The sequence below is a fragment of the Mesorhizobium sp. C372A genome (assembly GCF_030323245.1).
Classification (GTDB): Bacteria; Pseudomonadota; Alphaproteobacteria; order Rhizobiales; family Rhizobiaceae; genus Mesorhizobium.
In genome coordinates this window covers 1,398,613-1,411,158 of the sequence record NZ_CP100475.1, presented here as the reverse complement: position 1 = coordinate 1,411,158, position 12,546 = coordinate 1,398,613, and the positions used below count along the sequence as shown (strand labels likewise).

The 12,546-nt window shown below is 59.0% G+C and carries 7 protein-coding genes; 3 read left to right on the top strand and 4 right to left on the bottom strand.

Translation table 11 applies throughout. The annotated features are described in order from the left end of the window. Nucleotides 1–29: 29 nt before the first annotated feature. The 4 genes from NLY42_RS06555 to NLY42_RS06540 form a co-directional block, all read right to left on the bottom strand. Nucleotides 30–1,349, bottom strand: coding sequence for an ABC transporter substrate-binding protein (locus NLY42_RS06555; RefSeq protein ID WP_023755413.1), 1,320 nt, complete (start codon nucleotides 1,347–1,349; stop codon nucleotides 30–32). Nucleotides 1,350–1,382: 33 nt separating this feature from the next. Then, the gene (locus tag NLY42_RS06550; RefSeq protein WP_023755414.1) at nucleotides 1,383–2,390 is read right to left on the bottom strand and encodes a LacI family DNA-binding transcriptional regulator; all 1,008 of its coding nucleotides are present in this window, start codon (nucleotides 2,388–2,390) and stop codon (nucleotides 1,383–1,385) included. Nucleotides 2,391–2,794: 404 nt separating this feature from the next. Further along, complete coding sequence (locus tag NLY42_RS06545) at nucleotides 2,795–3,577, bottom strand: alpha/beta fold hydrolase (RefSeq protein WP_023755415.1); 783 nt, start codon at nucleotides 3,575–3,577, stop codon at nucleotides 2,795–2,797. 421 nt (nucleotides 3,578–3,998) lie between these two features. Then, nucleotides 3,999–5,543 (bottom strand): FAD-dependent oxidoreductase, encoded by a 1,545-nt coding sequence (locus tag NLY42_RS06540; RefSeq protein ID WP_023755416.1) that lies wholly within the window; start codon nucleotides 5,541–5,543, stop codon nucleotides 3,999–4,001. 593 nt (nucleotides 5,544–6,136) lie between these two features. Between NLY42_RS06540 and NLY42_RS06535 the strand changes: the two genes are divergently transcribed. The 3 genes from NLY42_RS06535 (at nucleotide 6,137) to NLY42_RS06525 (ending at nucleotide 11,950) form a co-directional block, all read left to right on the top strand. Next, on the top strand, nucleotides 6,137–7,432 hold the full coding sequence (locus NLY42_RS06535; protein WP_023734883.1) for an epoxide hydrolase family protein: 1,296 nt from the start codon (nucleotides 6,137–6,139) through the stop codon (nucleotides 7,430–7,432). Nucleotides 7,433–8,756: 1,324 nt separating this feature from the next. Then, nucleotides 8,757–11,585 (top strand): PAS domain-containing protein, encoded by a 2,829-nt coding sequence (locus NLY42_RS06530; protein WP_050591136.1) that lies wholly within the window; start codon nucleotides 8,757–8,759, stop codon nucleotides 11,583–11,585. Continuing rightward, nucleotides 11,585–11,950: a response regulator transcription factor gene (locus NLY42_RS06525; RefSeq protein ID WP_023734879.1), complete on the top strand. Its 366-nt coding sequence runs from the start codon at nucleotides 11,585–11,587 to the stop codon at nucleotides 11,948–11,950. Before NLY42_RS06530 ends, NLY42_RS06525 begins: the two co-directional genes overlap by 1 nt. Nucleotides 11,951–12,546 lie beyond the last annotated feature (596 nt).

The window sequence follows — 12,546 nt, the reverse complement described above, 5'->3', positions numbered from 1 at the left end:
TCGCTGGTTCGGTTGGGTTTTGCGGTGCCTCAAGCCCGCTTCGGCGCCGCCGGCACCTTGCCGGCCGTCTTTTCCTGCTGAAACGTTTCGTCGAGCTTCTTGAGGTAGTCCTTCGACGAGATCTTCTTCAGCCAGACTTCCTCCATGCCGCTGACCAGATAGGTGTCGGTGGCGGGCGGCAGGAAGGTCCATGTCGTGTAGCCATATTGGCCGGCGCCGACGGCGGTCGACAGGTTCTTCATCGACTCGGTGTAGAGCGGCAGCACCTTGTCGGAGAGTTTTACCCCTGACAGATCCTTCAAAGGCAGGTTCCACTCGCCCTGCCAGGCCGAGTTCATGGCGCCGTAGAATGTGTCGCTGAAGATATAGTCGAGCACCGCCGCCGCGCCGTCCGGATTTTCGGATTTCGCGTTGACCGAGAGCGTCGAGCCGATGCCGAGCGCATAGACCGGCGGGCCGCTCGTGCTCGGGAAACCGACGAAAGCCGGTTCGGCATTGTTGGGCGGGAAATAGGTCGGGACGTTGGTAAAGCTCCAGGTTCCGCTCGGCGCCATGCCGGCCTGGCCGGTTGCCACCTGGGCAAAGGCCTGCTCCAGCGTCAGCGAGAAATAGTTGGGGCCGAAATAGCCCTTCTGCCACCACTCATCGAGCTTATCGATGGCCGCCTGGATGGACGGATCGGTCCATGGAATGGCGCCCGTCAGCGCCTTGTAGACATTGTCGGGACCAGCCACCGAATTGAGCACGATCGAGACATGGTGCTCGTTGGCCGGCCGCCAGTCGGCATTGCCGGCGCCGAACGGCACCAGGCCCTTGGCCTTCATCTCGTCGGCCAGCGCCTCGAGCTCGGCGATGGTGGTCGGCGCCTTCCAGCTGCTCTTGTCGAACAGTGTCTTGTTGTAGAACAGACCGAGCGTCTCGTAGGTCTTGGCCAGCGCATAGAGCTTGCCCTCGTACTTGCCGAGTTCCGTGAACAGCGGCAGCAGCCGGTCGTTCCAGCCGAGCTTTGCCGCGTAGTCGTCGAGCGGCAGCAACTGCCCGGCCTGCGCCATCGACGCGACATAGCTCGGGCCGGCGGTGAAGACGACGTCCGGGCCATTGCCCGACAGCATGGCGATGCGCAATTGCTTGTCGAGGTCGGAGCCGCGGAAGTCGATCGACAGATCATCCTCCGGATGCGCCGCATTGAACGGGTCGATCAGAATGGTCTTGAGGTTGTCCTGGTTTTCCGGTGAGGCGGATTCGTACCAGAAGCCGACCGGCTTCTTGTCGTCGGCAAAGGAAAGGCGCGGCAGCAGCGGCAGGGCGGCAAGCCCGAGGCCGGTCTTGACCAATGTACGGCGTTGCATGATGTTCTCCTCCGATATCGTTTCTTATGGCAGTCAGGTCGAACCGCGTTCGATCAGGCTGTAGGGCATTTCGAGCGCGGTCCCCGCGCCCGGTGAGGCGCCGCGCAGGCGCTCCATCAGGATCTGTGCAGCCTTGACCCCCATGTCGCCCTGGAATTGCGCGACCGTGGTCAGCGATGGTGTGACCAGCCGCGCCGCCGAAATGTCGTCGAAGCCGGCGACCGCAATGTCGCCGGGAATGGCGATGCCGCGATCGCGCAGCGCCTGCATGACGCCGATGGCCATCAAATCGTTGGCGGCAAAGATCGCCGTCGGCGCATAGCCGCTGGCCAGCACCGCCTCGGCGGCACGGGCGCCGCCGGTCTCGCTGAATTCCTCGTCGACGACGATGTAGGGCGTGCCGCCGGCCTCGGTCAGCGCGGTGCGATAGCCTTCGACCCGCACGCCCTGGGGGCCACCGCGGCCGGCGACCATGGCGATGCGCCTGTGGCCGCGGCCGATGAGAAACTGCGTTACCGAGAAGGCGGCGGCGTAGCTGTCGACAAAAATGTCATCGATGGCGATGTCGCCGCCGCGCTTCTTGCTGGACTCGATACGCACCACCGGCACGCCGGCATCGAGCAGCGGTTTGAAGTCGCCGGCGCGCAAGGTGAAGAACACGCCGATCACACCGTCGACCCGCCCCTGACGGGACCAGTCGAGAAAATGCCGCTCGCGCTCGGCCGAGCCGTCGGTGCTGACCGCGATCACGTCATAGCTGAGGTTTTCGGCCACCGACTGGATGCCGCGCATCAGCGCCGGATAGAAAGGGTTGGTGATGTCGGGCACGACGCAGGCGATGGTCATGGTGCGGTTGGTCTTGAGCGCCTGCGCGAACCGGTTCGGCGTATAGCCAAGCTCCGCCGCCGCCTTGGTGATCCGCTCCCAGGTCTCCGACGAAATCGCCGGAGACCCGCCACCGCTCATCACCATCGACACGCTCGCCTGCGATACGCCCGCCAGCCGCGCAACGTCTTTCTGTGTGGCCCGACCAGTGCGCAATCAAAATCGTCCGTTATACGTAACAACAACCTATTAATACGTATTAAAGTACTGCGAATGGGGCGTCAAGAGGCGGAGTCTCGGGTCTAATCGCCGAAGGTACGCAGATGCATTTAGCCGGCGTCTTCGGGCCGATATTTCGCTCAAGACACCCGACCTGAGGGGCTTCATGATCGTCGTGGGGCAACGAGAAAGGCATTCGTTGCCCAGCGTGAGCATCGGTTGGTTCTTGGCCGATCGGATCGCACTGCGAAGCGAACTCATGACGGTACGGAGAAGCGTCAGGACCGCGTCCACCGGACGAATTGACGGCTCCCCTATCAACCAGGGTCGCGACTCTATTCAGTGTTGCAAATGCTGCAATGTAGGTTCATCGGACTTGGATCTGCGCTTGTGACGCATTATCATTTTGCGTTCGCCGCATCCTCGATCAGAGCAGCCACCTCCCGAGGGTGGGAGACCATAACCAAATGGGAAGCGCCTGGGACGACCACTGTCTTCCGCGCATGGGCACGTTCAGCCATGAAAGCCATAGCGGCCGGCGGGATGTTGCGGTCTGAACCGCCGTAAATCGACCAGGACGGAATGGTTTTCCAGGCCGCACGAACTGCCCGTTCGGCCAGGGCGGCCTGATTCACTGGACGCTGCGCCGCACTCATCAGCCGCGCGTCCGCCTCGGGGAGGTCTGCGGCGAACTGGGCATGGAATTTGTCTTGCTGTATGTACAGGTCCTGGTCACCGTTCGGCAGATTGACTGGAGGCGCAAGCGTGGACCCGAGTGTGCTTCCCGGAAATTTACCAGTTAGTTCGAGGCTGCTCTCACCAATCTCGGGCTCGAAGGCAGCAACATAGACGAGCGCCCGCACATTAGATAACTGGCCCGCCATGGCGGAGATCACCGCCCCAGCGTAAGAATGGCCGACAAGAACGACCGGTCCCTTTACTGAACCAATGACGCTTGCGACATAAGCCGCGTCACCAGAGACGCTTCGCAAAGGGTTGGCCGCCGCGATCACAGTGAATCCGTCATGGATCAGATCCGCGATCACGCCGTTCCAGCTGGCAGACTCCGCGAATGCGCCGTGGACCAGGACGATTGTGGGCTTTGGCTCGTCGCCGAGGACGACGGTGGCGCCGGCCAGACTAAATGCCCCGACTATCGCACCGATATTGACGAAACTGCGCATGATTCAACCTTTCTGTTACCTACTCCGCCACCAGAGCCGCTCAGTGTCGCCAAATCTATCGCACTAAGGTGTCGTCGACACCTTGGTGTAGGTGTGTTCAGCTTGAATAGGGCGAGTCAGATCGGACTCGAACCGCCATCGCCCTTCCGTGGCTGGTCTCAATATTGAAATACGTGACCTGCCTTGCATTCAAATGTGCAACTGCCGGCTCGGGACTGACGGTATTGAGGAGATATGCAGAACCGGAGCTATCTGCCCTCCAAAGAAATCCTTGCGTGCGGATCAGCGAAAAACGCTTCACCGTCGGACTACGTGGGTAAGTCAATAGACTACCGTCCTTCATGGATTTGTACCGCCAACGCTCGGCCCCTCATCTCTGATCTTTTTGGCCACCGGGAGCGCTGTGGCTCGTCCCCAAGCCCTACGACTTACCAACACTTGTTTGCCGCTCCATTTCCACCTCAGCTTCCAAGCTCTCGATGTCACGGAAGATCGAAGCAACGGCCAGCGTAAGCCCTGCGCGCTTGAAGCGCAGCAGGCAGTCTTTTGCACCAATGTCTCCATCAACCTTGATCTCGTCCCATCGCTCGGCATGACCAACGTAGTTGATCGGTATGTTGTAATGCTGGCTCCAAAAGAACGGCAGTGCGACGAATTTCTCGCTGTGGCCGAGCATATTGAGTGCTGCAGTTTGCCCTTGTCTCTCTGCAACCACCCAATGCTCGACACGAATCTTTTCGCCACTATTTGGATCGGGCCACCGCGCAATGTCGCCTGCCGCGAAGATCCCAGGCGCGCTCGTCTCCAGAAGGGCATTGACTGCGACACCGCGATCTATGTTGAGTCCAGCCTTTTCGGCCAGCCTAAGCCGCGGTCGCACCCCGATACCGGCGACGACGAAATCCGCCTCAAGCATATTTCCGCTCCTGAGAGTCAGCTTCTTGCCATCGATGCTGCTCGCGATGTCCTCGAGATGGAATACGACACCGTTCTCCTCGTGGAGGGCGCGGATGAAGTCGCCCATTTGCGAACCAAGAACCCGCTCCATAGGACGTTTATCCGGCGCCACGACGTGAATTTCGATACCACGCGAGCGCAGGGCCGCGGCCACTTCCAGTCCAATGAAACTGGCGCCGAGCACGATGGCGCGGCGCGCGGTCGAGGCGTGCTCGATGATGGCCTTGCAATCCGCGAACGAGCGCAGCGTGTGAACGTGTGGCTGGTCGGCGCCGGGTATGTCCAAGCGAACCGGCTCGGCTCCGGTCGCAAGCAGTAGCCTGTCGTAGGGTGTCCGGGTCCCGTCCGCGAGTACAACCTCATGGGAACGTGCATCGATGCTGGCGACGTCCGCATTGAGACGCAGATCGATATCGTTCTTTGCGTAGAAGCTTTCCCGGCGAAGCGGAACCCAATCCTCCGGCGCATTGCCAGCCAAATAGTCTTTGGAAAGAATAGGCCGATCAACCGGCGGCGCGTCGTCGTTGCTGAGCATGACGATGCTGCCTTGATAGTTTTCGCGCCGCAGTTTTTCGGCTGCTGCGAAGCCTCCCGCGCCGCCGCCGACAATGACGATCTTCCCGGGAGGATGGCTGGACCCTCCTACGCGCTGCTTTGGTTCCGTCCGTTTTCGCTTTTCTCTCACGAATATCCGATCATCGCGCAGCTCCACCGACCAGCAAGCGAGTGGTTTTAAGGCAGGCGCGCGCAATGCTTCGCCCGTGCGCAAATCGAAGCACGCGTGATGCCATGGGCACCGAACCGTGCTCTCAACCAAAAGACCATCAACGAGTGGCCCGCCGTAGTGGGTGCATGTCGCCCCGATGGCGAAAACTTCAGTCCCGCGGCGTACCAACAACACCTGTTCACCGCCAGAATGACCGACGAGCTTTCCGCCATCGGGAAGGTCAGATAAAGCGATGCCGTTGACCAGATCCGGTCCGTTCGGTTTGGTATGATATTCAGCCATCTTCTTCTCCCTTCCCGATGCATTTGAGATCGCCTCCGACATTCCTGCCTCCAGCCCTTGGCCAGGCGGGCGGAGCTGATAGCTAGGGTCGCCTGTTTCAATCCGCCCCGGCCAAAATACTGTGGATCTTACGGCGGCCATTGGGCCGGCGGTCTATGGCTAACGGCTCTCTGGCGTTGCTGTGCCGGTGACATCTTGCGCCTCAGTCAATCCGGACGGCAGGACGAATCAGCGCCGCGGCTCTGATTTCGTTTTCTCATTCCGAATCCATTTCGGAAAATCGAAGTCGCTGCCCATTATCGATTCGCGGGTATGAGACCCGCGCTGCCCCGCTAAATCAATTGGACCCAAGTATCGCCGATACCTTTGTGCCGACGATGAAATGCCCAATCCTTCGCGCTGTCTGCCGCAAGCGCCTCCGCAACAGCCCTGAGCTCGAGTGGCGGAGCCTCGGCGTTGCCGCGAGATGCACTTGGAGCATACCAAGGTATCGGCGATACCAACGTTCAATAGAAGTGACCGGTACTTACTGGCCTCATTGATTCGTGCTGTCTCGAGGCGAGCAGCTTTAGTCAAGTTATGAGGAGGTACAGATGTCATCATTATCTTCAATGTCCACCCGCCGGGAAGTTCTCGCGGCATCCGCCGCAGGGGCTATTGCGATGATTACCTTGCCGGGTGTCGCGGGAGCAATGAAGAGTGGCGGGTCTGAGACCATTCGCCCGTTCCGCGTCCACGTTGAGGACGCTGATCTCGTCGACCTCAAGCACCGCCTCAAAGCTACGCGGTGGCCTGAGCGCGAGACGGTGAATGACACCGCCCAAGGTGTTAGGCTCGCGACGATGAAGGCGCTCGCGCATTATTGGCAGACCGAATACGACTGGCGCAAATGCGAGGCGTACCTGAACGGCTTGCCGCAGTTCGTTACCGAGATCGACGGGCTGGATATCCATTTCATCCACATTCGCTCGAAGCATGCGAACGCGCTACCGGCCATCGTCACCCATGGATGGCCGGGCTCGATCATCGAGCAGTTGAAGATCATCGGTCCCTTGACCGATCCGACGGCCCATGGGGGCGGCGCTGCAGACGCCTTTGACCTTGTCATCCCCTCGCTGCCGGGACACGGCTTCTCAGGGAAGCCGACGGCAGCTGGCTGGGATCCAATCCGGATCGCGCGAGCCTGGGGCGAACTGATGACGCGGTTAGGGTACACGCGATACGTGGCGCAGGGCGGCGATTGGGGAAATGCCGTCACCGAGCAGATGGCGCTGCAGAGTCCGCCGGGTCTGATCGGCATTCATACGAACATGCCGGCCACGTTGCCGGATGAGGTCTCGAGTGCGCTCGCGGCGGGCGGCCCTGCGCCCTCCGGTCTATCGACCGACGAACGTTATGCCTGGGATCAACTCGACTTCTTTTGGAAGCATGGGTTGGCCTACGCCCAAGAGATGGCAAACCGACCGCAGACGCTGTACGCGCTGGCGGATTCACCCATCGGGCTCGCGGCCTGGATGCTCGACCACGATGCACGCAGCTACGACCTGATCGCCCGAGTCTTCGACGGAAAGTCCGAGGGTCTGTCCAAGGAAGACGTCGTTGACAACATCGCGCTCTACTGGCTCACCAACACTGCGGTCTCTTCGGCGCGCCTCTACTGGGAAAGCAAGCTAGCTTTCTTTGCGCCGAAAGGTGTGCCGCTCCCCACTGCGGTGAGTGCATTCCCGGACGAGATCTACACAGCGCCGCGCAGCTGGACTGAGAAGGCTTATCCAAAGCTGATCTATTACAACCGTCTCCCGAAAGGCGGCCATTTCGCGGCCTGGGAACAGCCGCAGGTTTTCGCCAACGAGCTCCGGGCTGCGTTCAGGTCGATACGTAGCGCCTGATCCCCGCCAGTGCAGACCTGCACGCCTCCCAAGTGGGCGTGGTGAGCGCAGAGTCCGGCCGTCCCCGCAGGCGGAGCGGCCGGCTCTGCTTCAGGACGTCATCATCGATGATCGTCACGAGCGGACGGTTGGTCATCGGACTGGGCGCCGCGTTTTCCGTATGCACGGTTTCAGGCCCGCGATTTGTTCCGAGATGTAAGGGATGGCGAACGGAACGCTCGCTCCCGGGCCGGTATGCGCTCTCCCAGATCTGTCCTTTGTGGTGCTCATCGATCGAGCGGCCAATGGAGAGCGCGACGCCGCCCTACTTGCTGCGACAGCAGCTGATCGGTGCGTCGGAAAACCCCGGTTTTGTGATCCGACAACGATAATCCCAATATCATCCCGGTAGCCCCATTGGCATTGTCACGGGCGACACTCGGCGTCGCCAGAGCCGTACGTCCGGCAGCCGGCCACTGCGAGACAAGCCTTCGAGCGCCCCGACAACGACGTACCAACCTCGCCCGGCTGAAGGGTCTCTCCGAGCGATTGTGCGAGGGTGGCCACGGCGCAAATGCGCCGCTGCCATCATTGAGAAGCACGTAGACGAAGTCGACAGGGAGCATGCCGAGCAGTGCGTACAGCAACGTTCCCGTGGCAGGCAGCCAGTCCCCGAGGGCGCTTGCTAGTACCAGCAGAAATGCTGCGTCTGAACGAAATCATCTTCCAGAAGAAGGGAGGAAGAGTGATCCAAGGGACCTGACTTTCGAATTACGATTTCCAAGATTGAACCATTTTCTAGTCTCGGAAGAAGAGCGTGCACGCGCGATATTCTGTATCCTTTTACGAGCGAACCTTTGCCCAGCGACCGGCGAGAAAGACTCAGACCGATACCAAGGTGCTATGGATTTTCGGAATGGGAGGGAGCAGCGTTACGCGAAAGTCCTGCGCTGGGCAGTTAAGTGGCTACGTCAGGTCAGCCTGTGCTGGTTGAGGGCGCTCAGCTGGATCGAGCGCGTGCCGTTATGTATTCCTTCAATAGTGAGGACCAAGGATATCGCGTTTTATGTCATTAATAAAATGCTTCGACCGCGGCGATCGAGTAGTTCAGATGGCGGGTCGACGTCGTCATCGTCACAATGCTAACCAATGGGGTAGCGACGGGATCGATCACAGTGCAGCGCATTGACGAGTTGAAGTTTCGCAGAACTACCGGCTTGGACCCAGGCATCAGTCAGTTCGGTATCCTCGAGAAAAATTCTTTCGTACCCACCACGCAAGAGTTTCTTCAAAGACTGCTTCAACGCCGTGCCGACAAAGCGCTCTCGCAACGAACTGCAAGCTGATGATGCAAATCGACGTTCTCCTCGCCGAGAATAACCGACTTCAGCGCTGTCTCAGCGACCTGGGTAGCGTTATGGCGCTGCCCAGCACATGGGGTGGCCGCGAGCCATCCCTGATGGCCGGTCAACTACTCGACTTGGTTCTCGGCATGCTGGACCTCGACTTCGCCCATTTGCACTTCAAGGATGCCAACGACAATACGCGACGGCAGGTAACGCGACTGTCACAATGGGCGCGAAGCGTGGCCACATCGGAGGATTTCGGGGCGATGCTGGGGCCCTTGACGACCGCCGAGGCGACAGAATGGGCGCAACGACTTACGGTTGGCGGCAGTGTTCTTACGATCCTGCCTGTGCGCCTAGGCGCGCTTGGAGAGTTCGGGCTGCTGGTGACAGGTTCGCGCCGGGAGGATTTCCCGCGCGAGACCGAAACAGTTCTCCTGAGTGTCGCGGCCGCTCAGGCGACGATCGGCTTGCAGGCGGCTTTGCAACTCGACGAAGAGAAACGCTCTGCCCATGCAGAGCAAGCGATCGCTGCAAACGAGCGTAATCTTGCGCAGTTCGTAAACACGATTCCGGGTCTAGCGTGGTCCGCCCGGATCGATGGCTCGGCCGAGTTCTTCAACCAGCACTACCTCGACTACGTCGGGCTTACGGTCGACGAGGCGCTTGGGGCCGGTTGGGTGAACGCAGTTCATCCGGAGGATCTAGAGGGATTGATTGCGAGTTGGCATGCGATGTTGGCTTCACGTCAGGCAGGCGAAGCGGAGGCTCGGCTCAAGCGCTTCGACGGCGAGTACCGCTGGTTTCTGTTTCGTACAAATCCTCTGCACGACGAGGCCGGCGGAGTCGTCAAATGGTTTGGTGTCAACATCGACATCGAAGATCGCAAAAAAGCCGAGGAGGCGCTGCGTACTGGTGAGTGGAATCTTCGTCAGTTAACTGAAACCATCCCTCAGATGCTGTGGAGCGCTACACCCGATGGATCCATTGACTACTGCAATGCGCGCTTGTTGGATTACACGGGGTTCTCGGTTGATGAAATCATCGGCGGTGGTTGGATCAAAATGCTGCACGCGGACGATGTCGAGCGGGCCAGGAAAGTCTGGCTTGCTTCCATTGAGAATGGGACGCCCTATCAGGTAGAAGTGCGGACGTTCCATGCTGCCGACCGCAGTTATCGCTGGGTTTTGACCGATGCGTTGCCGCTCCATGACGACTTCGGTCAAATTCTGCGATGGTATGGTAGTTGTATCGATATCCATGATCGAAAGGAGGCCGAATCAGCTATTGCAGCAAGCGAGCGAACACTCGCACAAATTATCGATACGATTCCGGTCTATGTTTGGTCGGCTGGCGCCGATGGTAGCACCGATTTTCTCAACAGTGGCTATCTTGAATATCTCGGAATTGGGCGAGACCAGATGCAGGATTGGCCCTGGTCAGCCGTGGTTCATCCGGACGATCGTCAGGCAAGCGCCGGTGTCTGGAAGGACTTGTTAGTTTCGGGACGTGCTGGTGAAGTACAAGCCCGCTTCCGTCGTTTCGACGGGGAATACCGTTGGTTTTTGTTTCGGGCAAATCCGCTTCGTGATGAGACTGGTGCCGTCAAATGGTTCGGAGTTACGATAGATATCGAGGAATTGAAGCGTGCGGAGGAGAGGTTGCGCGCCAGCGAATGGAATCTGCGTCATCTCACGGAGACCATTCCTCAGATGCTCTGGAGCGCCAAACCTGACGGGGCGATCGACTACTGCAACACGCGTTTGCTTGACTATGCCGGATTCACTGCCGGGAAAATCACGGGCGACGGTTGGAAAAGTCTCGTTCATCCGGATGATCTCGCTCAAGCTGCGCGCGCGTGGTCCACGAGTGTCGTGACCGGCAGGCCTTATCAGGTGGAAGCGCGCCTCATTCACGCTGCCGACCGTTCGTTTCGCTGGTGTCTAACCACAGGCCTACCGCTGCGTGATGAAGACGGGCGAATCCTCAAGTGGTACGGCGTATGTGTCGACATGCATGAATGGAAAGAGGCGCAAGACGAACTACGCGAGACCCAGGCGGCGCTCGCTTACATAACGCGCGTGATGACCATGAGTCAGCTTACAGCATCGATTGCCCACGAGCTAAATCAGCCTTTGGCCGGCATCATGACGAATGCCGGTACGGCCCTGCGCATGCTGACTGCCGAACCGCCGAACATCGACGGAGCTCGTGAAACTGCAAAGAGAACAATCAGAGATGCTCAGCGCGCATCGGAAGTAATTTCTCGGCTACGCGCCCTCTTCACCAAAAGAATCACCACCTCTGAGGTCGTGGACCTGAATGCCGCCGCACAAGAGGTAGTTGCATTGTCATCGAACGAATTACACAAACGCAATGTGAGCCTTCGAGTCAATTTTGCCCAAAATCTACCACACGTAATAGGTGACCGCGTTCAGCTGCAGCAGGTAATGCTCAACTTCATACTGAACGGCGCTGAAGCAATGGATGAAGTGATGGATCGGCCGAGAGAATTGTTCGTCTCGACTGAGCTAGAACGAACGGGCCATGTTAGGGTTTCGGTCAAGGACGCCGGCGGCGGTTTCGATCCTGCTCTGGTCGAGAAGCTCTTCGGCCCGTTCTATACGACCAAAAGCGACGGTATGGGCATCGGTTTGTCCGTTAGCAAAACTATAGTCGAGAATCATCAGGGCCGTGTTTGGGCTGAGCGTAACGACGGCCTTGGCGCTACGTTCAACTTCTCAGTTCCTTCTCTGATTGCGCAAACATCGTTCAACAGCTCTAGGAACGTCCCGTCGAGTTTGGCGGAAAGTACTGGACATACATGATGATAACACGGGCATACATCGCTGTTGTTGACGACGATGAGTCTGTTCGCGAGTCTCTGCCGGATCTAATCGGTATCTTTGGCCATGAAGCCGAAGCATTCTCCTCGGCAGAGGAATTCCTGGCTTCCAAACGGGTCAATCAAGCCAAGTGCTTGGTCCTTGACATCGCAATGCCTGGTATGTCCGGCATCGAGCTCCAACGCCAGCTGGCTCTCCAAGGTCGGCAGATTCCGATCGTCTTTATTACAGCACATGGAGATGATCGGGTCTGTCAGCGTCTGCGTCAGAGCGGGACAATTGAATGTCTCTTAAAACCGTTCACTGATACTGCGCTGCTTGATGCGCTCAACGCTGTTCTCCACTAGCTACTAGTTCAGGATGGTGGGGGCGTCGCCCTCGGACCGTGCTCTACTCGTCGCACACACCCCTCCCGAAGTCCGTTGACGCAGAGAATGGCGGGGATCGTCCTGCGCTTCATTCGTGAGCTTCGCGATGACTGATCCTAGTCGGCGCGTGACACTGAAGTGTTGTATGGCGGCCAAAGCAGGAGGGGGCGGTCTCTTATTCCTGATGCTCTGCCCGATATCGCCGGATCCGTGGGTCATCGCGTACGAGCCATAGCGGCCGTTCGCTATAAAGATCGAGCCCGTCGAGCGAATGATTAATCGGCAACGCCTGGGCGAGCCTTCCCGGTCCTCATGCCAGGTCGCTGAACCGCTCGATACCGCGATTGAGCCGCATGATCGCAGTGCCTTCGAGCGGCTCGAGCTTTCGACTCGGCATGCCCGGTCCGATCTCAGGGATCTAGCTCGAGACATTCAGCATGTCGAGATGCGGTAGGCGAGATAGAAATAGGCGTGACCGCGCTCGAAAAATAGCGAGCGATCGCACCCCAGTGGCGATCCAGAGCCGCTCGTATCTCAAGTCTTCCATGCTAAATCTTCTTAACATCCTCAGGCCA